General features: G+C 71.7%; 18 protein-coding genes. 13 read left to right on the top strand and 5 right to left on the bottom strand.

The window, feature by feature from the left end:
• Positions 1 to 435: 435 nt before the first annotated feature.
• Both ABZ385_RS05085 and ABZ385_RS05080 read left to right on the top strand, forming a co-directional pair.
• Entirely contained in the window at positions 436 to 1,968 is a 1,533-nt protein-coding gene (locus ABZ385_RS05085) for a PP2C family protein-serine/threonine phosphatase (RefSeq protein ID WP_358588578.1), read from the top strand.
• 131 nt (positions 1,969 to 2,099) lie between these two features.
• Positions 2,100 to 3,554, top strand: a complete 1,455-nt coding sequence (locus tag ABZ385_RS05080; protein WP_358588600.1) for an aminopeptidase P family protein — start codon at positions 2,100 to 2,102, stop codon at positions 3,552 to 3,554.
• A 124-nt stretch (positions 3,555 to 3,678) separates the two neighbouring features.
• Here ABZ385_RS05080 and ABZ385_RS05075 read toward each other — a convergent pair whose 3' ends face one another.
• On the bottom strand, positions 3,679 to 4,143 hold the full coding sequence (locus ABZ385_RS05075; RefSeq protein WP_358588576.1) for an ATP-binding protein: 465 nt from the start codon (positions 4,141 to 4,143) through the stop codon (positions 3,679 to 3,681).
• Positions 4,144 to 4,475: 332 nt separating this feature from the next.
• Between ABZ385_RS05075 and ABZ385_RS05070 the strand changes: the two genes are divergently transcribed.
• From ABZ385_RS05070 to ABZ385_RS05030, 9 genes are all read left to right on the top strand, one after another.
• The gene (locus tag ABZ385_RS05070) at positions 4,476 to 5,336 is read left to right on the top strand and encodes a hypothetical protein (protein WP_358909723.1); all 861 of its coding nucleotides are present in this window, start codon (positions 4,476 to 4,478) and stop codon (positions 5,334 to 5,336) included.
• A 235-nt stretch (positions 5,337 to 5,571) separates the two neighbouring features.
• Positions 5,572 to 6,309 carry a YcnI family protein gene (locus ABZ385_RS05065; protein ID WP_358909721.1) on the top strand — a complete coding sequence of 246 codons (738 nt, stop codon included), beginning with the start codon at positions 5,572 to 5,574 and terminating at the stop codon, positions 6,307 to 6,309.
• An 89-nt stretch (positions 6,310 to 6,398) separates the two neighbouring features.
• Entirely contained in the window at positions 6,399 to 7,121 is a 723-nt protein-coding gene (locus ABZ385_RS05060; RefSeq protein ID WP_358909719.1) for an SCO family protein, read from the top strand.
• The gene (locus tag ABZ385_RS05055; protein ID WP_358909718.1) at positions 7,118 to 7,684 is read left to right on the top strand and encodes a copper chaperone PCu(A)C; all 567 of its coding nucleotides are present in this window, start codon (positions 7,118 to 7,120) and stop codon (positions 7,682 to 7,684) included. Before ABZ385_RS05060 ends, ABZ385_RS05055 begins: the two co-directional genes overlap by 4 nt.
• Before the next feature lie 12 nt (positions 7,685 to 7,696).
• Positions 7,697 to 9,685: a copper resistance protein CopC gene (locus ABZ385_RS05050; protein ID WP_358909716.1), complete on the top strand. Its 1,989-nt coding sequence runs from the start codon at positions 7,697 to 7,699 to the stop codon at positions 9,683 to 9,685.
• A gap of 32 nt (positions 9,686 to 9,717) precedes the next feature.
• Complete coding sequence (efeB, locus tag ABZ385_RS05045; RefSeq protein WP_358584104.1) at positions 9,718 to 10,965, top strand: iron uptake transporter deferrochelatase/peroxidase subunit; 1,248 nt, start codon at positions 9,718 to 9,720, stop codon at positions 10,963 to 10,965.
• 143 nt (positions 10,966 to 11,108) lie between these two features.
• On the top strand, positions 11,109 to 12,044 hold the full coding sequence (pheA, locus tag ABZ385_RS05040; protein ID WP_358584103.1) for a prephenate dehydratase: 936 nt from the start codon (positions 11,109 to 11,111) through the stop codon (positions 12,042 to 12,044).
• A 692-nt stretch (positions 12,045 to 12,736) separates the two neighbouring features.
• Complete coding sequence (gene serS, locus ABZ385_RS05035; protein ID WP_358584101.1) at positions 12,737 to 14,014, top strand: serine--tRNA ligase; 1,278 nt, start codon at positions 12,737 to 12,739, stop codon at positions 14,012 to 14,014.
• Positions 14,011 to 14,835, top strand: coding sequence for an HAD family hydrolase (locus ABZ385_RS05030; RefSeq protein ID WP_358909714.1), 825 nt, complete (start codon positions 14,011 to 14,013; stop codon positions 14,833 to 14,835). The genes serS and ABZ385_RS05030 overlap by 4 nt, the downstream gene beginning before the upstream one ends.
• A gap of 61 nt (positions 14,836 to 14,896) precedes the next feature.
• Here the strand turns inward: ABZ385_RS05030 and ABZ385_RS05025 are convergent, their stop codons facing one another.
• From ABZ385_RS05025 to ABZ385_RS05010, 4 genes are read right to left on the bottom strand one after another with little or no spacing between them, the layout of a single operon-like run.
• Complete coding sequence (locus tag ABZ385_RS05025) at positions 14,897 to 15,616, bottom strand: ABC transporter permease (protein WP_358584097.1); 720 nt, start codon at positions 15,614 to 15,616, stop codon at positions 14,897 to 14,899.
• An 11-nt stretch (positions 15,617 to 15,627) separates the two neighbouring features.
• Positions 15,628 to 16,539: an ABC transporter ATP-binding protein gene (locus tag ABZ385_RS05020; protein WP_358584095.1), complete on the bottom strand. Its 912-nt coding sequence runs from the start codon at positions 16,537 to 16,539 to the stop codon at positions 15,628 to 15,630.
• Positions 16,539 to 17,420: an ABC transporter permease subunit gene (locus ABZ385_RS05015; protein WP_358584093.1), complete on the bottom strand. Its 882-nt coding sequence runs from the start codon at positions 17,418 to 17,420 to the stop codon at positions 16,539 to 16,541. Before ABZ385_RS05015 ends, ABZ385_RS05020 begins: the two co-directional genes overlap by 1 nt.
• The gene (locus ABZ385_RS05010) at positions 17,417 to 18,469 is read right to left on the bottom strand and encodes an ABC transporter ATP-binding protein (RefSeq protein WP_358584116.1); all 1,053 of its coding nucleotides are present in this window, start codon (positions 18,467 to 18,469) and stop codon (positions 17,417 to 17,419) included. The genes ABZ385_RS05015 and ABZ385_RS05010 overlap by 4 nt, the downstream gene beginning before the upstream one ends.
• A gap of 259 nt (positions 18,470 to 18,728) precedes the next feature.
• On the opposite strand from ABZ385_RS05010, the gene ABZ385_RS05005 reads away from it, so the two are divergent.
• Positions 18,729 to 19,580 (top strand): M24 family metallopeptidase, encoded by an 852-nt coding sequence (locus ABZ385_RS05005; protein ID WP_358584091.1) that lies wholly within the window; start codon positions 18,729 to 18,731, stop codon positions 19,578 to 19,580.
• Positions 19,577 to 21,370, top strand: a complete 1,794-nt coding sequence (locus ABZ385_RS05000) for an SDR family oxidoreductase (RefSeq protein ID WP_358584090.1) — start codon at positions 19,577 to 19,579, stop codon at positions 21,368 to 21,370. Before ABZ385_RS05005 ends, ABZ385_RS05000 begins: the two co-directional genes overlap by 4 nt.
• The last annotated feature ends 80 nt before the right edge of the window (positions 21,371 to 21,450 follow it).

Here is a 21,450-nt window from a genome sequence, read left to right as displayed (position 1 = left end):
CGGGGAGACTGCGGGCCACATCACACCATGTGTGGATCTCTACACCATGTGTGGATCACTTCGCTGTACGTACGAGCTGGCACATCCGACCCCAGCCTGCGGCATGGGGAACCACTCTGAACCGAGCGTTGACGTGGCGTGGGGTGGCGGCGCCTGGCGTTTGCCGTCGCGCGATATTGCTTGCCGCCTCCCCCACGGGAGGATGGGGCACGGTCGTCGTGCGTGAAGACGCCCGGGTGCCGCGCGAGGTTCCGGACGGTCCCCAACTGCCCCTGGTCAGCACTGAGTACGTACCCAGCCCGACCGCTGCAACGCTCTACCGAACAACGTCAGTCGACCCTAATATGCCTTAACTCGGCGCGTTTTTCAGCCAAGTTTCCAAGATCGTTAACTCTGCTCGGAATGCACACGGACACCAGGAATCCCAGCAGGACAATGCTGGACATCCCCTTACCAGGGCGTGTACATCTGGAGACATTGCTAGCGGCGCATAATGACATGGGGGTTTGCGATGCTATCGAGCATTACGCACCGGCCGGAAAGCCGTCAGCCATGAACGCCCCGCACCTCCCGAAAGTGGCCGGAATCGATTCAACAGTTCCGCCACCAGCCCACACTGTCGCGCCCGCCGCGCCCAGCACACCCGCCCCGGTGGACCCTCCCGTCCCCGCCGCCCCCTGCGCCGTCCTCCAGGACCGCCTCGCGGGCTGGGTCTCCGACCTCACCACGCTGCACGAACTCACCGAGCGGCTCGCCCGCACCCGGACCCTCGACGAGGCCGTCCCGGAGCTGTTGCGGGCCGGCGCGGCCCTCGTCGGCGCCCGGCGGGGGCTCGCCGTCCTGGAGCCCGCCGACGGACTCGGCCCCGACACCACGACCGGCCTCGGCCTCACCCGCGCCGAGCTGGGGCACCTCGAGACGGTGCCGCGCGGCGCCACCTCGTACGGCCAGATCCTGGACGCCCCGGCGAGCGAAGGCCCCACCCCCGGCCCCCGCCCCGAGATCGTCCGGCCCGACCTCCTCGCGGACGAGGGCCTCGACCCCCGCCACCGCGAGGTCGCCGTCCGCCTCGGCTACGCCGCCAGCTACGCGCTGCCCCTGGCCACCGAGGGGGCGGGCCTGATCGGCGCCGCCGTCTGGCTGTACGACGAGCCCGCCGAGCCGACCGAGCGCAGACGCCACCTGGCGGGGCTCTACGCCGGTTACGCCACCGAGCACCTCGGCCGACTGCTCGAACTGGACCGGGCCCGCACCACCACCGCCACCCTGCGCGAGGAACTCATGCCCGCGCGGCTGCCCCGGGTCGCCGGCGTGCAGCTCGCCGCCCGGCAGCGCACCGGGCCGCGCGGCGGCGGCGACTGGCACGACGCGCTGCCGCTGCCGGACGCCGCGCTCGGCCTCGCCGTCGGCTCGGTCACCGGTTCGGGACCGAGCGCCGTGGCCGCGATGGGGCGGCTGCGCGCCTCCTTGCGGGCGTACGCCGTGATGGAGGGCGAGGACCCCGTCGCCGTACTCTCCGATCTGGAGCTGCTGCTGCGGCTCACCGAACCCGCGCGCTCCGCCACCGCCCTCTTCGCCTACTGCGAGCCCGCCCTGCGCAAGGTCGTCCTCGCGGGCGCGGGCCACAGCCCGCCGCTGATCATCGGCGAGCGGCGCACGGAGTTCGTGGAGACCTCGCTGTCCGCGCCGCTCGGGATGCTCGCCTGCTGGGAGGCGCCGAGCGTGGAGATCTCCCCCGAGCCCGGAGAAACGGTGCTCCTCTATACGGACGGCCTGCTGCACCGCACCGGGGACGCGATGGACCGGGCGTTCGCGCGGCTGCACGCGGCGGCGGCCGGGGTGCCCAAGGCGCTCAGGGACGACCCGGGCGCGATCGCCGACCACGTGCTGCGCACGGTCCTCCCCGACGGCCTCGACACGGTGGACAGCGAGGAGGACGTGGTGCTCCTGGCGGCCCGCTTCGCGTGAGGCCCCGGCCACGCGCTGTAAGTGGTCCAACGGCCCTGTGCCCCCTTCCGTACGCCCGTACGATGGAAGGCGGCCCAGTGTCGTACCTAGGAGGCAGACCCGTGTCGGACGCCCTCAACCCGGCGGAACCCATCGCTGCTGACGCAGCAGGCCCGGACGAGACCGAAGAAGAGCCGATCAAGCAGCGCAAGAACGGCCTGTACCCGGGCGTTTCCGATGAGCTCGCCGAGAACATGAAGTCCGGCTGGGCCGACACCGAGCTGTACGAACTGGAGCCGATCCCGCAGGCCGCGAACACCGCGGCCCGCCGCGCCGCGCTCTCCGCGCGCTTCCCCGGTGAGCGCCTGGTGATCCCCGCGGGCAATCTGAAGACCCGCTCGAACGACACCGAGTACGCCTTCCGCGCCTCCGTCGAGTACGCGTACCTCACGGGCAACCAGACCGAGGACGGCGTCCTCGTCATGGAGCCCACGAAGACGGGCCACGACGCGACGATCTACCTCCTGCCGCGCTCCGACCGCGAGAACGGCGAGTTCTGGCTGGACGGCCAGGGCGAGCTGTGGGTCGGCCGCCGCCACTCCCTGACCGAGGCCGAGAAGCTGTACGGCATCCCCGCCTCCGACGTGCGCGAGCTGGCCGGGGCGCTGCGCGAGGCCACCGGCCCGGTGCGGGTGGTACGCGGCCACGACGCCGGCATCGAGGCCGCGCTGACCGACAAGGTCACCGCCGAGCGCGACGAGGAGCTGCGCGTCTTCCTCTCCGAGGCCCGGCTGGTCAAGGACGAGTTCGAGATCGGCGAGCTGCAGAAGGCGTGCGACTCGACCGCGCGCGGCTTCGAGGACGTCGTGAAGATCCTCGACAAGGCCGAGGCGACGAGCGAGCGCTACATCGAGGGCACGTTCTTCCTGCGCGCCCGCGTCGAGGGCAATGACATCGGCTACGGCTCGATCTGCGCCGCCGGCCCGCACGCCACCACCCTGCACTGGGTGCGCAACGACGGCCCGGTGCGCTCCGGAGAGCTGCTCCTGCTCGACGCCGGCGTGGAGACGCATACGTACTACACCGCGGACATCACCCGCACGCTGCCGATCAACGGCCGCTTCGACGAGCTGCAGAAGAAGATCTACGACGCCGTGTACGAGGCCCAGGAGGCGGGCATCGCGGCGGTGAGGCCGGGCGCCAAGTACCGCGACTTCCACGACGCCTCGCAGCGCGTGCTCGCCGAGAAGCTGGTGGAGTGGGGCCTCGTCGAGGGCCCCGTGGAGCGCGTCCTGGAGCTGGGTCTCCAGCGCCGCTGGACCCTGCACGGCACCGGCCACATGCTCGGCATGGACGTCCACGACTGCGCCGCCGCGCGCCGCGAGACGTACGTCGACGGCACGCTGGAGCCGGGCATGTGCCTGACCGTCGAGCCGGGCCTGTACTTCCAGGCGGACGACCTGACCGTGCCGGAGGAGTACCGCGGCATCGGTGTCCGGATCGAGGACGACATCCTCGTGACGGAGGACGGCAACAGGAACCTCTCGGACGCGCTGCCGCGGCGTTCCGACGAGGTCGAGGCGTGGATGGCGCGCCTCAAGGGCTGAGCCGGGCGGGAGCGATCCGTGCCGACGGCCGGGCACCGCGGGTCTCCGCGGGGTCCGGCCGTCGCCTTTGGGGCGCGGGCAGGTGCGGCGGGGGCGGGCAGGCGCGGGAGGGCGGAGCGTGGGGTCAGGCCGTCAGGAGGGCGGGCGCGCCCTCGCGCCACTTCAGCAGCTTGTCGAAGCTGATCACGGCGCCGCCCCGGCCGGGCTTGTTGTCGAGGTGCACGTGGTCGGCGAGTTCCCTGATGATGCCGAGGCCCCGGCCGTGCTCGTCCGTCTCCGCGGCGGGCGACCGGGGCGGCGGACAGCCGCGCGGCGACCCGGGGAAGCCGGGACCCGAGTCGGCCACCTCGATGCGGCACTTCTCGCCGTCCAGATAGGCCGTGACCCGGTACGCCCCGGCCGTCCCGCCGGCGGCGCCCGCACCGCCGTGCTCCACGGCGTTGGCGCAGGCCTCGCTGAGGGCGACCGACAGGTCGAAGGAGACGTCGGGATCCACGCCCGCGGTCTCCATCGTGCCGATCAGCAGGCGGCGGGCAAGCGGCACACTCGCAGCTTCGCGCCGCAAATGGAGAGACCACCAGATGCTCATGCTCCAGCCTCCTGGCTGCGGCTCGACATACCGATACGTATTGCCGCGGGGGCGCCTGAATAAGCGCTCGGCGACCGTGATGCCGCCCATACGGCGGACGCGCGGCGTGCGCGGCTCGTGTAGGACGGCCACCCCTCGGCGGCTCACGAACGGCCCTTCTGCCCGCTCACCGGGCGCCCCAGCACTCCCCCACACCCCAGTACTTCCCTCCTGCACCGCGCATACGCCCCGTCAGGCCCCCTGAGGGGACACAGCCGTGCCCATCGTCCGGAACGGGACCTTCCGGACCTGCCGTACGCCCCGGGCGGACCCAGTGCGATGATGGCCCCGCCATGACTGCCCTCCGCCAGCGCCCGCCGCGTGACGGCGTCGATCTCCGGCTGCTCAGGGCCGCGATGTTCGCCGCGGTCTGTGTCGTGCTGTCCGCCGGGGGCCATGTGCTCGCCTCCTGCGCCGCCGTCCCGCTGTGGACGCTCGGCGCGGCCTTCGTCGCCGTCCTCGCGGTGGCGCTGCCGCTCGCCGGGCGGGCGCGTTCGCTGCCCGGCATCGCGGCGCTCCTCGGGGCGGGCCAGCTCGGGCTGCACGCCCTGTTCGGCCTCGGCCAGCACGGCATGGCCGCCGCCCCGACGAGCGGCGACGCCGCCTTGGTGGAGCGGGCCGCACGGCTGGTCTGCGGGGCCGGCGCCGCGACCATCACGCCCGCCGAGGCCCAGCGGATACTCAGCACGGCCGGACTCACCCCGGGCGGCGGCGCCGTCCACTCGGCCGCGCACCACCACGGGTCCGCCGCGGGCGCCATGGAATCGGCCACCTCGGGCTCGATGGCGCCGACCGGCTCGATGGACGCCATGGCGCTGCTGCCGTCGGCGCCCATGGTCGTGGCCCACCTCCTCGCGGCCCTCGCCGCCGGGTGGCTGCTGCGCCGCGGGGATCTCGCCCTGCTCCGGCTGCTCCGGCTCGCCCAGGGGGCGCAGGGGGCCGCCGAAGGGGCGCTCGTACGTTCTCTGCGCTCGGCCCTCACCCTCGTACGCGCCCTGCGGGCCGGCCTGCCCGGTGCGCCCGAGACGGCGGGGCCGCCGGTCATGCGTACCGCGCTGCTCGCGCCGCCGAAGCCGCGCACGGTCACCCTGGAGGACGCGGTCATCCGGCGCGGCCCGCCGGCGGGCGTCCACCACCTCGCGCTCGCTGCCTGACGCGACGCACTCCACCCGGGGGCACGCAGACGTGCCCCTCCCGGAGACGTATCCCTTTCGGAGACGTACTCCACCAGAGGTACGGAGGGGTCGCTCGGCGCGCACGCGCGCGTGCCGCCAACCGAGCCGCGCGCATCCCCCCGTACTGAGTACAGGACGCCGGACCCCGGGCCGCCGGCCCGGACCGCGAGCCGTCCCGTACTCCTCGCCCTGCCAGAAGTGGAGTGTTTCCTTCATGAAGATGTCCCGTGCCGCCGCCGTCAGCGCCGTCGCCGCGTCCGCCGCATCCGCCGTTCTCGTCCTGTCCGCACCCGCGTTCGCGCACGTCAGCGTCTCCCCGGAGGGTGAGGCCGCCAAGGGCGGCTACGCGACGGTCAACTTCAAGGTGCCGAACGAGATGGACGACGCCGCGACCACCAAGCTGGAGGTCTCCCTCCCCGGCGACCACCCGCTCGCCTCCGTGATGACGCAGGCCGTCCCGGGCTGGACCGCCAAGGTCACCAAGTCCAAGCTCGACAAGCCGCTGGAGATGCACGGCGAGAAGATCGACGAGGCCGTCACCAAGGTCACCTGGACCGCCGACGGCAAGGGCATCCAGCCCGGTTCGTTCCAGAAGTTCCCCCTCTCCATGGGCCAGCTGCCCGAGGACACCGACGAGCTGGTCTTCAAGGCCGTCCAGACGTACGACAACAAGGAAGTCGTCCGCTGGATCGAGCCGCAGCAAAAGGGCCAGGAGGAGCCGGAGCACCCCGCGCCCACCCTCCGGCTGACCGCCGCGTCCGACGACCACCACGGCGGCGCCGCGAAGCCGGACGACAAGAGCGAGCAGGGCGGCACGAGCGAGAGCGCCGCCACGGAGTCCTCCGACAGCAGTGACACCACCGCCCGGGTCCTCGGTGTCGTCGGCATCGTCGTGGGCGCCGCGGGTGTCGCGTTCGGCGTCCTCGCCATGCGCCGCCGCGTCACCGGCTGACCCATCGCCGGCCATCCACACGGGGTGCGCCGCGGCGGCGAACGTCCGCCCCGGCGCACCCCGGCCCCTCACATCTGGGACATTTCCGTATGCGCACGAAGAGCTCCAAGAGCAACACGAGCAACAACAGCACCCTGAGCCGCGGCACGGGCGGGCGGAGGACGCTCGCCGCCGTCGCCCTCCTGGCCGCGTCCGCGCTCACCCTGACCGCCTGCGGCGGCGACGGTGACAGCGAGGGCGGCAAGAAGCCCGTCGTCGACGTCTCCACCGGGGCCGACTCGGGCAAGGTGGCGACGGTCCTGGACAAGGAGTTCGAGAAGCCGGACCTCGTCCTGACCGACACCCACGGCAAGAAGTACGACCTGCGCGAGGAGACCAAGGGCAGGCCGACGCTGGTCTACTTCGGCTACACGCACTGCCCCGACATCTGCCCGCTGACGATGAACAACATCGCGGTCGCCAAGAAGGCCCTGCCCAAGGCCGAGCAGGACAAGCTGAAGGTCGTCTTCGTCACCACCGACCCCAAGCGCGACACCCCCGCCGAACTGGGCAAGTGGCTCAAGGGCGTGGACCGCGACTTCACCGGCCTGACCGGCGAATTCGCCACCATCCAGGCCGGTGCGCGCCAACTCGGCATCAGCATCGAGCCGCCGAAGAAGGACAAGAACGGCAAGATCGTCTCGATGCACGGCACGAAGGTCATCGCCTTCTCGCCCAAGACCGACGGCGGATACGTCCTGTACGGCGAGGGCGCCACCGCCGCCGACTACACCAAGGACCTCCCCAAGCTCATCAAGGGAGAGACCCCGTGAACCACCGCACCACCCGTACCACCCGCCGCCGTCGCGCGCTCGCGGCCGGCGCCCTGGCGCTCACCGCGGCGCTCGCCCTGGCGGGCTGCGGCGACGACTCGGGGTCGGGGTCCAAGGACTCCGCGGCCGCCTCGGCCGCCGCGAAGCAGCCCGACCTGCGGATCGGCGGGGCGTACATCCCCGAGCCCACCATGGCCGACATGGCGGCCGGTTACTTCACGCTCACGAACAAGGGCGGTGCCGACAGGCTCACCTCCGTCACGAGCGACGTCGCGGGCTCCATCACGCTGCACAGCACCGAGGGCGGCGCGATGAAGGAGCGGAAGTCCTTCGAGGTGCCGGCGGGCGGCAAGCTCGAACTCGCCGGCGGGGGCAACCACCTGATGCTCGAAAACCTCAAGCGGAAGCTGAAGCGGGGCGAGCGGGTCCCGCTGACCCTGCGCTTCCAGAAGTCCGACCCGATCACGATCGAGGTGCCGGTCAAGGAGGCCACGTACCGCCCCGGGCAGCACGACGGCTCGAACGCCTCGCACGACACGCACATGACGCACACGTCGTACTAGGACGGATCGCTGATGCAGACCATCGCTCCCCGCTTCTGGCGGCTTCTTCTCGTGCTCGTCGCCGCGACCGGCGCCTTCCTCGCCGGTGCCGCGCCGGCCTCCGCGCACGCCGCGCTGACCGGCAGCGACCCGAAGCGGGGAGCGGTGGTCGACGAGGCCCCCGCCCAGGTGAAGCTCACCTTCTCGGAGAAGGTCGCCATGTCGGACGGTTCGGTGCGGGTCCTCGACCCGGCCGGCAAGCGCGTCGACACCGGCAGGACCACCGACCTGGGTGCCAACACGTACGGCGTGAAACTGCGCCCCGGCCTGCCCGACGGCACCTTCACCGTCGCCTACCAGGTGGTCTCCGCCGACAGCCACCCGGTCGCCGGCGCCTTCACCTTCTCCATCGGCGCGCCCTCCCAGACCAAGGTCGTCCTGCCCGACCAGGAGGCGGGCGGCGGCCTCGTCGGGGTGCTCTACGACATCGCGCGCTACTTCTCCTACGCCGGGTTCATCCTGGTCGTCGGAGGCGCCGCCTTCGTACTCGGCTGCTGGCCGCGCGGCGCGGGCGCGCGGCCCGTCCAGCGGCTCGTGACCTACGGGTGGCTCACGCTGACCGGTGCCACGCTCGTCCTGCTCCTGCTGCGCGCCCCCTACACCGGCTCGGGCAAGCTCGCCGACGCCTTCGACATGGGCGCGCTCGGCGACGTGCTCAACACCAAGACCGGCGCGGCCCTGGTCTCGCGGCTGCTGCTGCTCGCCGCCGCCGCGCTGTTCATCGCGGTGCTCTTCGGGGCGTACGACAAGCGCGAGGACCCGAAGGAGAAGAAGGACCTCGCCTTCGGGCTCGCCATCGGCGGCACCGTCGTCGCCCTCGGCATCGCGGCGACCTGGGCGATGGCCGAGCACGCCTCGACCGGCATCCAGGCGGGCGTCGCGATGCCCGTCGACGTGCTGCACCTGCTGGCCGTCGCCGCCTGGCTCGGCGGGCTCGCCACGCTCGTCGTCGCGCTGTACCGCACGCCTTCGGTGGAGGCCGCGGCCGTGCGGCGCTTCTCGCGCGTGGCGTTCGCGAGCGTCGTCGTCCTGGCCGCGACCGGGCTCTACCAGTCGTGGCGCCAGATCGGTTCGTGGTCGGCGCTGACCGGTACGGCGTACGGGCAGCTGCTCCTCGTCAAGGTCGGCCTGGTCGTCGTCCTGGTGGGTCTCGCCGCCGTCTCGCGGCGCTGGACCGGCCGCATCACCTCCGAGACGGGTGGTGTCGCCTCCGGGGCGGGTGGTGTCGCCTCCGGGGCGGGTGGTGTCGCCTCCGGGGCGAGTGGCGGCGCGTCGCAGGCCGCGGCCGTCCCGGATGGCGAGCAGCGCGCGCAGAAGAAGCCGGCGGGCAGGCCCCGCAAGACGCCGGTCACCGTGCCGGCGTCCTCCGGGGCCGGCGGCCCGGACGACTCCGAGCGCTCCGCCCAGCTCGCGCGCCAGCGGGCCGCCATGGCCGCCGCGCGCGAGAAGCGCGCCCGCGACGCCGACCCGCACCGCTCCGGACTGCGCCGCTCGGTGCTCATGGAGGCGGGCGTCGCCGTCGTCCTGCTGGCCGTCACGACGGTCCTGACGACCACCGAACCCGGCCGCACCGAGGAGGAGGCCGCCCGGGCCACCGCCGCGGCGGCCGCACAGCGCTCGGGCCCGCTCACGCTCGACGTGCCCTTCGACACCGGCGGCCAGGACGGCAGGGGTACCGTCCGCCTGGAACTGGACCCGGGCCGCACCGGCGGCAACGACCTGCACCTCTATGTGAAGCGGCCCAACGGCAGCGCCTTCGACGTCCCCGAGGTGAAGGTCTCCTTCACCCTGGAGGCGAAGGACGTGGGCCCGCTGCCCGTCACCCCGGACCACCTCGCCACCGGACACTGGAGTGCGAGCGGGGTGCAGGTCCCCATGGCGGGCGACTGGAAGATCGCGGTGACGGTGCGGACCTCCGACATCGACCAGGTCACCGTGAAGAAGAACGCGCAGATCGGCTGAAACGACATGACGGACAACGGAATCTCGGCGGCATGACGGACAACGGCATTTCCAGACGACGGCTCCTCGGCACCGCCGGCGCGACCGGCCTCGCGCTCGGCGCCGCGGGCGGCGCGGTCGGGTACGCCGCGGCGCCCTCCTCCGACGCGGCGGGGACACCTGGCGGAGCGCGGGCGGCCCTCGCCTCGCTGGGCGCGGACGAGGTGATGTTTCACGGGAAACATCAGCCCGGCATCACCACGCCCCTGCAGTCCCGCGGCCATCTCGTCGCCTTCGATCTGACGGCGGGCGCGGGCCGCAAGGAGGCGGCCGCCCTGCTGCGCCGCTGGTCGGCGTCGGCCGAGCGGCTGATGGCGGGCGAACCGCTCGGCGACGAGGACACCGCCGTCGCCCGGGACGCGGGCCCCTCCGGGCTCTCCGTCACCTTCGGCTTCGGCGCCTCCTTCTTCACCCGCACGGGCCTGAAGAAGGAGCGACCGGCCGCGCTCGACCCGCTGCCCGACTTCTCCTCGGACCACCTCGACAAGGCGCGCAGCAACGGCGACCTGTGGGTGCAGATCGGCGCGAACGATCCGCTCGTCGCCTTCCACGCCCTGCGGGCGATCCAGAAGGAGGCGGCCGGGGCGGCGCGCGTGCGCTGGCAGATGAACGGCTTCAACCGCTCGCCGGGCGCCACGGCGCGGCCGATGACGGCCCGCAACCTCATGGGCCAGGTCGACGGCACGAACAACCCGAAGCCCTCGGAGAAGGACTTCGCCGAGCGGATCTTCGTGCCCTCCGACGGTGACCCGGCCTGGATGGCGGACGGTTCCTACGCCGTCGTACGCCGTATCCGGATGCTCCTCGACGACTGGGAGAAGCTCGGCCACCGGGCGCAGGAGGCGGTGATCGGGCGGCGCAAGTCGGACGGCTCACCCCTGACCGGCGGCACCGAGACGACCGAGCCGGACCTGGAGAAGACGGGCCCCGACGGCAAGGTCGTCATTCCGCTCAACGCGCACGCCCGCATCTCCCGGCCCGACCAGAACGGCGGTGCCGCCATGCTGCGCAGGCCGTTCTCGTACCACGACGGTTTCGACGCGCACGGCGAGCCGGACGCGGGGCTGCTCTTCGTCTGCTGGCAGGCCGACCCGCTGCGCGGTTTCGTGCCGGTGCAGCGCAAGCTCGACCGGGGGGACGCCCTCTCGGACTTCATCCGCCACGAGGCCAGCGGACTGTTCGCGGTGCCGGGCGGGGCGGCGAAGGGCGAGTACGTGGGGCAGCGGCTGCTGGAGGGGTAGCGAAGGGCGACGGGGCCGCTGCGGGGCGGGGAGAACGGCGGCCGGAGGGGTGGCTGCCATGGGGCCCCTGGGGCTCAGGTGACGGCCGCGCCGCTTGGTGAGACACGGCAGCCGTGCCACGTCCGGCCCATTAGGGTGACGGTATGTCGGCGACGCGCTACACCTACCTCGGCCCCGAGGGCACCTTCACCGAGGCCGCCCTCCGTACGCTGCCCGAAGCGGCCGCCCGGGAACTCGTCCCGATGGTGTCCGTGCCGGCCGCGCTGGACGCGGTCCGGGGCGGCCAGGCCGCGGCGGCGCTCGTGCCGATCGAGAACTCCGTCGAGGGCGGTGTCACCACCACCGTCGACGAACTCGCCAAGGGCGAGCCCCTGATGATCTACCGCGAGGTGGTCCTGCCGATCACCTTCGCGCTGCTCGTGCGGCCCGGCACGGAGCTGACGGACATCAAGACGGTGACCGGCCACCCCGTGGCCCAGCCCCAGGTGCGCAACTGGCTGGCCGCCCACCTCCCCGACGCCCGGTGGGAGTCGGCGGCCTCGAACGCCGACGGGGCGCGCCTGGTCCAGGAGGGCCGCTTCGACGCCGCCTTCGCGGGCGAGTTCGCGGCGGCCACCTACGGCCTCGAACCGCTCGTCAGCGAGATCCACGACGCGGCGAACGCCGAGACCCGTTTCGTCCTGGTCGGCCGTCCGGCCCGCCCGGCCGCGCCGACCGGCGCCGACAAGACCTCCGTCGTCATCTGGCTGGGGGACGACCACCCCGGCGCGCTGCTCGAACTGCTCCAGGAGTTCGCCGTGCGCGGCGTCAACCTCATGCGGATCGAATCGCGCCCCACGGGCCAGGGCATCGGCAACTACTGCTTCTCCGTTGACGCCGAGGGGCACATCACGGACCGCCGGGTCGGGGAGGCGCTGATGGGCCTCAAGCGGATCTGCCCGCAGGTGCGCTTCCTCGGCTCCTATCCGCGGGCCGGGATGACCTCGGCGGACGGGCCGACCCTGCGTCCCGGGACGTCGGACGAGGAGTTCCTGGCGGCCTGGGACTGGCTGGCGCGCTGCCAGGACGGTCGTTTCTAGCCACCGAAGGTCTTCGGCACGCCGAAAGTGGCCCTTCGCCGCCCCGGTACCGGCTCCGCGCGCCATTCCTACCTGCAGATTTTCGTTGTCCACAGAAGTTATCCACAGGCTCGCATCTCGACCTGGGGACAAGTCGACAACGAAGCGCGACATGGTCGACAAATCGGCGCAGAGCGCCCGACCCCGTCCCCACTCCCGCACGTCACCCCTCGTCCACTCTTTTCCATTGATCAACTCTTTGGAGCGAACCATTTCCACTCGAAAGTGGGTGGAGAGTCGGTGGGGGAAGAGATCCATTCGGCACGTCGGCGGCTTTCGGAACGACTTCTTCCGGCATCCACAGATCTTTCGCACACCCTGTGGATAACTCTTCGGGAGTAACCATTCCTGTGGACAACCGAAGCGGACACAGGGCCCAAGTCCCGCTCCTCCCAAGGAGTTCGGGTCAAGGCACCGAGCGCGCTCTGCCCCGTTTCGGGGAAGGGTGCCCGTTTTATTGACCGGCCGCCGACGTGCGTACAGGAGAGGCTTTTTCGGCCGCTCGGGCCGCGACGCCTCCAGTGATCTTTCGCCGGCATTGCCGCTGCCCCCGCCCTCGGCACCCCCCGCGAATTCAGTCCGGCAAAACAGGCAAAAGCCCGCAAAAGCATATCGAGTCGTAGGCCGGAACCGCACAACGGTAGCCTGGAGGGGTGATTGACCTTCGCCTGCTCCGTGAGGACCCCGACCGTGTTCGCGCCTCCCAGCGCGCCCGTGGAGAGGACGTCGCGCTCGTCGACGCCCTGCTCTCCGCCGACGAGCGGCGCCGGTCGTCGGGCGTCCGCTTCGACGAGCTGCGCTCCGAGCAGAAGGCGCTCGGCAAGCTGATCCCCAAGGCTTCGCCCGAGGAGAAGCAGGAACTCCTGAAGAAGGCGGGCGAGCTGTCCGCCGCGGTCAAGGCGGCCGACGCCGCCCAGGACGAGGCGGACGAGGAGACCAAGCGGCTGCTGCGCCAGCTCGGGAACATCGTCCACCCGGACGTCCCGGTCGGCGGCGAGGAGGACTTCGTCGTCCTCGACCGCTTCGGCACCCCGCGCGACTTCGCCGCCGAGGGCTTCGAGCCCAAGGACCACCTGGAGCTCGGCGAGCTGCTCGGCGCGATCGACGTCGAGCGCGGCGCCAAGGTCTCCGGATCGCGCTTCTACTACCTCACCGGCGTCGGCGCCCTCCTGGAGCTGGCCCTCGTCAACGCTGCGATCGCGCAGGCGACCGAGGCCGGATTCATCCCCATGCTGACCCCGTCGCTGGTGCGCCCGCGCGCGATGGAGGGCACGGGCTTCCTCGGCCAGGCCGCGGAGAACGTGTACCACCTGGAGAAGGACGACTACTACCTGGTCGGCACCTCCGAGGTCCCCCTCGCCGCGTACCACATGGACGAGATCCTGGACGCCGACAAACTGCCCCTGCGGTACGCGGGCTTCTCGCCCTGCTACCGCCGCGAGGCCGGCACGTACGGCAAGGACACCCGCGGCATCTTCCGCGTCCACCAGTTCGACAAGGTCGAGATGTTCTCGTACGTCGACCCGGCCGACGCGGAGAACGAGCACCAGCGCCTCCTGGAGTGGGAGAAGCAGTGGCTGACCGGCCTCGGGCTGCCCTTCCAGGTGATCGACGTGGCGACCGGTGACCTCGGCGCCTCGGCCTCGCGCAAGTTCGACTGCGAGGCGTGGATCCCCACCCAGGGCAAGTACCGCGAGCTGACCTCCGCCTCGAACTGCGACGGCTTCCAGGCCCGCCGCCTGTCCGTGCGCATGCGCGACGGCAAGAAGGTCCAGCCGCTCGCGACCCTGAACGGCACGCTGTGCGCCGTCCCGCGCACGATCGTGGCCCTCCTGGAGAACCACCAGCAGGCCGACGGCTCCGTGCTCGTGCCCGAGGTGCTGCGCCCGTACCTCGGGGGCCGAGAGATCCTGGAGCCCATCGCCAAGTGAGCCAGCCAGCTCCGGTCACCCCGTCCTTCCCGTACAAGCTGGTCGCCACCGACCTCGACGGGACGCTGCTGCGCCCCGACGGCACGGTCTCGGACCGCACGCGCGAGGCGCTCACCGCGGCCACCGCGGCGGGCGCCGCGCACATCGTCGTCACCGGTCGGGCCGTGCCGTGGACCCGGCACATCCTCGACGACCTCGGGTACGACGGCATAGCGGTGTGCGGACAGGGCGCGCAGGTCTATCACGCGGGGGAGCACCGGCTGCTCACCTCGGTGACGCTCGACCGGCAGCTGGCGGGCCTGGCCCTGGCGAAGATCGAGGCGGAGATCGGCCCGCTCGCCCTGGCCGCGAGCCGCGACGGCCTCGCCGGCGAGGTCCTGGTCGGCCCGGGGTACGCGGTCCAGGGCGGGCTCCTGCCGAGCCTGCCCTTCACGGACGTCGCCGACCTGTGGGCCGCCCCGCTGAACAAGGTCTACATCCAGCACCCCGGCCTCGACGACGACGCCCTGACAGAGGCGGCGCGTCAGGTGGCGGGCGATCTGGTCGGCGTGACCATGGCGGGCGAAGGCGTCGTCGAGCTGCTCCCGCTCGGCCTCTCCAAGGCCACGGGCCTGTCCCTGGCGGCCCGCCGCCTGGGCGCCAAGGCCGCCGACACGATCGCCTTCGGCGACATGCCGAACGACATCCCCATGTTCGGCTGGGCGGCCCACGGCGTGGCCATGGCCAACGCCCACGAGGAGCTGAAGGCGGTGGCGGACGAGGTGACGACCTCGAACGAGGCGGACGGCATCGCGATGGTCCTGGAACGCCTCCTGGGCTGACACGCCGGGCCCGTGCGCGGGGCTCGGCACCCCCGCCCGGCGCGAGCGGGGGTCCAGACGGCTACTCCTCCCCGGCCAGGGTCAGCGACCGCAGGCGCCGGCCCGCGTACCAGGTCGCGGTGACCGTGACGGCGAGCAGCAGGGCCGTCGCCGCCGGCAGGCCGATGTCGGCGGTGATCAGGTCCCCCTCGCCGACCTTCTGGGCCACGGCCAGCGACCACTGCTGGACGCTGAGCGTGCGCGCCCCCGCCACCAGCGTGCCGAAGAGCGCCTCCCACACCAGGGCGTAGACGAGCCCGAGGATCACGGCATGCCGGGTGACCGTGCCGAGGAGCAGGAAGAGGGCGGCGTACGCGATGGAGGCGACCAGTGCCGCGATCGTGTACGCCACGGCGATCTGCTGACCGTTGCCGTTGAGGATCATCCCCGCGATGAAGGTGGGGATCGCGGAGAAGGCCATGGTCACGGCGATGGCGATGATCAACTTGGTGAAGATGATCGTGGGCCGCTTGACCGGCTTGGACAGGAGATAGACCACCGAGCCGTCGTCGATCTCGGGTCCGATGGCCCCCGTGCCGGCGATGACACCGATGATCGGCACCATCGTGGCGAGCGCGAAACCGCCGAGGAGGTCGACGGCCACCTGGTCGTCGGCGCCGTTGAGCGCGCGCACCGCGACGGCGATGACGACCAGCAGGACGGGCAGGGCGGAGAGGATGAGCGCCCGGCGCCGGCCGAGCAGGGCACGGTAGGTGAGCCGGGCCACAGTGGGGTCGTACACGATGCTCCCTTTCAGGCCGCGACGAGGTAGGAGAAGACCGATTCGAGGGACTCGTCCGAGGGCGAGACCGTCAGGAGCCGGATGCCGTGGTCACGGGCGACACGCGGCAGCAGCGCCGTGAACCGGCCGAAGTCGACCGCCTGGACGCGCAACGCGCCCTCCTTGAGGTCCACTTCGATGCCCGCCGTCGACGGATCGGCGATCAGGGCGGCGGCCAGGGCGCGGTCGTCGCTGGAACGGATCAGATAGCGGTGGGGCCGGTCGGTCATCAGGCGGCGGATCTTGCGGAAGTCACCGCTCGCCGCGTGCCGGCCGGCGACGACCACCTCGATGTGCGACGCCAGTTGCTCGACCTCTTCGAGGATGTGCGAGGAGAACAGGACCGTGCGGCCCTGCTCGCCCATGGCGCGCAGCAGCCCCATCAGCTGCATGCGCTGACGCGGGTCCATGCCGTTGAACGGCTCGTCGAGCAGCAGCACGGACGGGTCGTGGACCAGGGCGGACGCCATCTTCACGCGCTGGCGCATGCCCTTGCTGTACGTGGAGATCTTGCGGTCCTGCGCGTACTCCATCTCGACCGTCGCGAGCGCCTTCTGGGCGGCCCGCTCGTCCAGGCCGTGCAACTCGGCGTTGGCGACGACGAATTCGCGGCCGGTGAGGAAGTCGTACATCGCCTCGCGCTCGGGGACGATGCCGATGTCCCGGTAGATCTGTTCGTTGCGCCAGATCGGCTTGCCGTCGAGTGTGACGCTGCCCGTGGAAGGGGCGAGGAAACCACCCATCATGTTGATGAGCGTCGACTTGCCCGCGCCGTTGGGCCCGAGGAGCCCGGTGACCCCGGGGCCGACGGTCATGGTGATGTCGTTGACGGCCACCACGTTGCCGAACCAGCGGGACGTGTGGTCGAGGGTGATCGTGCTCATCAGAGGCCGGCCTTTCGGTAGCGGCGCATCATGGCGCCGTAGCAGCCCGCGATGAGGCCGAGGACGACGACTACGTAGACGGCGCCCACGCCCGAGGAGGGGGCCTGTCCGCCGGGGAAGGCGGACGTCGCGCCGAGGAACGCGCTCTGCACGCCGTCGATGAGCGTGATCGGCGAGAACAGCCCCAGCCAGGTGATGGCTCCGGTGCTGCCCTGTTCGTAGGCGATGGCCTGGACCGTGGAGACCGCTCCGTAGCTGATGGTCATGACGGCGATGACGGCGGCGATGCCGAAGCCGCGCCGCGGGGTGACCGCGGAGATGACCAGCGCGATGCCGGAGAAGAGCAGGGACAGCAGCGCCACGGAGACCAGGCCCTGGCCGAAGCCCTTCGTCTGGTCCGCGAAGTCGAGCTTGGCGAGCAGGGCTCCTACGTAGAGCACCAGCAGCGGCGCGGCCGTGAGGACGAAGAGGGCCGAGGTCATCGCGGCGAACTTCGCGAGGACGTAGTCACCGCGCTCGATGGGCCGCGAGAAGTAGAGCGGCACCGTCTTGAAGCGCAGGTCGCGGGAGACGGTCTGCGGGGCCTGGGCGGCCAGGAAGAGGCTGATGACGGCCTGCAGGAAGATCGCGTAGCGCGTGTAGTCGACGGGAAGGTCCTTGGCCTTGGTGGCCACGGCGACCGCCACCATGATCGCGGCGGGTACGCACATCACCGTGAAGAGGATCATCGGCAGGACCTTGGACTTCGCGGAGCGCCCGAGGCCGTACGCGCCGCGCAGGCTCTGGGAGAAGAGCGAGCGCCGGGCGTAGCCGCGGCCCAGGCGCGGGCCGTCGTAGTTCCGGTATCCGATGTTGTGGATCTGGGTGGACTCGGTGCTCATCGCGTCCGCCTCCTGTGTGCTGTGCCGGGGGCGGCCGTGGGCCGGGGTTCCTGGGCGGCGGCCGTGGGCCGGGCTTCTTGGTCGGTGGCGGCGCCCGCGCGCGCGGGGGCGGGCTTCTGGCGCGGCTCGTCGTGGAAGACCTCCGCGATGTGGTGCCTGCGCTGCTCCATGCGGACCAGACCGAGGCCGAGGTCGGCGACGAGGTCCCGTACGAGGTCGTACGTCTCCTCGCCCTCGGCGGTGAGCAGGAGCGTGTGCCCCGCGCCGGGCAGTTCGCCGCCGGCCTCCGTGCCGATGCCGCGCCCGCGCAGCGCGTCGCGCAGCGCCCGGGTGCCGTCGGGGTGTTCGTCGGTGTCGGTGACCTCGACGGCCAGGGTCGTGGTGATCTGGGTGAAGTCGGTGGTGGAGCTGGAGCGCAGCAGCTTGCCGCCGTCGATGACGACGACGTGGTCGCAGGTGCGTTCCAGCTCGCCGAGGAGGTGCGAGGTGACGAGGACCGAGATGCCGAAGTCGGTGTGGACGCGGCGGATCAGGCCGAGCATCTCGTCGCGCCCGACCGGGTCGAGGCCGTTGGTGGGCTCGTCCAGGAAGACCAGGCGCGGGTCGTGGACGAGGGCCTGGGCGAGCTTGACCCGCTGTTTCATGCCCGTCGAATAGCCGCCGATGGGACGGTAGCGCTCCTCGTAGAGCCCGACGTGGCGCAGGGTGTCCGCGGTGCGCTCGCGGGCCGCGGTGGGCGGCAGGCCGGACATGCGCGCCATGTGGACGACGAACTCGGTGGCCGAGACGTCGGGCGGCAGGCAGTCGTGCTCCGGCATGTACCCGACGCGCTCGCGGATCTGGCCGCCGCTGGTGGCGACGTCGAGACCGAGCACGGCGGCGCGGCCCTCCGTGGCGGGGGACAGCCCCAGCAGGATCTTGATCAGTGTGGACTTGCCTGCTCCGTTGGCCCCGACGAGTCCGGTCACACCGGGCCCGATGTCCATGGAGAGCCGGTCAAGCGCGGTCACCCTCGGGAACCGCTTGCTCAGGCTTTCGGTCGCGATCACAGTCACGCTTCGAAGGTAGTGGCGCGGGCCACACGCGTCGTCAGACCACGGGCCTGGCCCGCACTCAGCCTGGAGTATTACGGGCCCGTAGGGGTCGTCCGACGGTGGACCCCTGGGGGATCTCCCGGACCTGTCCCGCGGGGTCGGGCGGAACTATTGACGCAGCCGCCGCTCATTGTCACATTCATCAGTGTCAAGTTACGACCGCGTACGGCGAGCTGCCGGACACGGGTGGACCGGACTCGGGACGGACGGTGGCATGACCTCAGCAGGTGCAGGCGGACTCCCGGCGGAACTGCGGGGGTTCAGGGAAGTGCAGGCCCTGGCGTATGAATGCGCCGAGGCGGTCGCGGCCCAGCTCCGGCCGGGGGTGACGGAGCGCGAGGCCGCCCGGATGCAGCGCGAGTGGCTGCGGGAGCGGGGCGTGCGGGACTGGTTCCATCTGCCCTTCGCCTGGTTCGGCGACCGCACGGCGTTCACGGACTTCCGGATACCGCTGCAGTTCTTCCCCACCCACCGCGAGCTGGAGCCGGGGATGCCGTTCATCCTCGACATGGCCCCGGTGTACAAGGGCTTCACGGCCGACGTCGGGTACTCCGGCTGCCTGGGCCTCAATCCCGTCCACGACAAGCTGCTGGCCGACCTGGAGGCACACCGCGAGCTGATCCTGCGGGAGGTCCGCGAGCGCCGCCCGCTGCGCGAGATCTACGAGGACGTGGACCGGCTCATGGTCCGCCAGGGCTATGCCAACCGCCATCGCGCCTATCCCTTCGGGGTCATCGCGCACAAGGTCGACCGGGTCAAGGAGCGCCGCCTGTCCCCGCACCTCTTCGGGTTCGGCACCCAGTCGCTCAAGGGCCTGGCGAGCGACCTGCTCCACGGCCACCGCGAGGGCTGGTCACCGCTGTGGTCGCCCCACAAGTTCTCCGACCACCCGCCCCGGGCGGGGCTCTGGGCGGTCGAACCGCACCTCGGGTTCAGGGGTACGGGCGCCAAGTTCGAGGAGATCCTCGTCGTCACCGACTCCAGGGATCCCGAACAGAGCGCCTTCTGGCTGGACGACGATCTGCCGCATGTGCGGCGCTGGGCCGAGGAGAGGGCCGCCGTATGACGACCGGAGCGGGCAGCGGGAAAGGCACCGACACGATGAAGGACGCGCGCGAGCGCCGGGTGCGTACGGGCGGGATCGAGCTGTGCGTCGCCGAGCTGGGCGACCCCGAGCGGCCCACGGTCCTGCTCGTGCACGGCTATCCGGATTCCAAGGAGGTGTGGACCGAGGTCGCCGAGCGCCTCGCCGGGCGCTTCCACGTCGTGCTGTACGACGTGCGCGGCCACGGCAGGTCGACGGCCCCGCGGCCGTTGCGCGGCGGCTTCACCCTGGAGAAGCTGACCGACGATTTCCTCGCGGTCGTCGACGCGGTCAGCCCGGACCGCCCGGTGCATGTGGTCGGGCACGACTGGGGCTCGGTGCAGGCCTGGGAGTTCGTGACGGTCAAGCGGACCGAGGGGCGGATCGCGTCCTTCACCTCGATGTCCGGGCCCTCGCTCGACCACTTCGGGCACTGGATCAAGAAGCGGGTGGCACGGCCGACCCCGCGCAGGGTCGCCCAGCTGCTCGGCCAGGGCGCCAAGTCCTGGTACGTGTACCTGCTGCACACCCCCGTCCTCCCCGAGCTGGCCTGGCGCGGACCGCTGGGAAAGCGCTGGCCGAAGATCCTCCAGCGCGTGGAGAAGGTCCCGGCCGGTGACTACCCGACGCCGTCGCTCCCCCAGGACGCCGCACACGGGGCCTGGCTCTACCGCGACAACGTCCGCGCGCGGCTGCGCAGGCCCCGCGCCGACGCGTACGCGCACGCGCCGGTGCAGCTCATCACGCCCTCCGGGGACGCCTTCCTGTCCGAGCGGCTCTACGACGACCTGGAGCGGTGGGCCCCGCGGCTGGTCCGCCGCACCCTGCCGGCCAAGCACTGGGTGCCGCGCACGCGCTCTGACCAACTGGCGGCGTGGATCGCGGACTTCGCGACGGCCAACGAGGACGGGCTGCCCGGAAAGGACAGCACCGCCACGGGCAAGTACGCCGACCGGTTCAGCGGCCGGCTGGTCCTGGTCACGGGCGCGGGAAGCGGCATCGGGCGGGCCACCGCCTTCGCCTTCGCCGAGGCGGGCGCCCGCGTGGTGGCCGTCGACCGGGACGAGGAGAGCGCCGCCCGCACCGCGGAGCTGTCCCGTCTGATCGGCGCCCCCGAGGCCTGGGGCGAGACGGTCGACGTCTGTGACGAGCAGGCCATGGAGAAGCTCGCCGAGAAGGTCGCCCGGGAGTACGGCGTCGTCGACGTCCTGGTGAACAACGCGGGCATCGGCCTCTCCGGCTCCTTCCTCGACACCAGCGCCGAGGACTGGAAGAAGGTCCTCGACGTCAATCTGTGGGGCGTCATCCACGGCTGCCGTCTCTTCGGCAAGCAGATGGCCGAGCGCGGCCAGGGCGGCCACATCGTCAACACCGCCTCCGCGGCGGCCTACCAGCCGTCGAAGGCGCTGCCCGCCTACAGCACGTCCAAGGCGGCGGTCCTGATGCTCAGCGAATGCCTGCGCGCGGAGCTGGCGGGCAAGGACATCGGGGTCTCCGCGATATGCCCGGGCTTCGTCAACACGAACATCACGTCGACAGCCCGCTTCGTCGGGGTGGACGCCGGCGAGGAGAAGCGCCGCCAAAAGCGCACCGCCCGGCTCTACGGCCTGCGCAACTACCCGCCGGAGAAGGTCGCCGACGCGATCCTGCGCGCCGTCGTCAAGAACCAGGCGGTCGTCCCGGTCACCCCCGAGGCCCGCGGCGCCCACCTCATGTCGCGCTTCACCCCGAGGGCCCTGCGCGCGATGGCCCGACTGGAGCCGCCCCTGTGAGCGGCCGCTCGCGGTACTCCCTGGCGGAGCACGACAGGGCGGCCGCACCGCCCGGCACGACGCAGTACGAAGGACGGTCA

The sequence above is a fragment of the Streptomyces sp. NPDC005898 genome (assembly GCF_040629635.1).
GTDB lineage: Bacteria > Actinomycetota > Actinomycetes > Streptomycetales > Streptomycetaceae > Streptomyces.
This window is presented reverse-complemented; position numbering and strand designations above follow the sequence as displayed.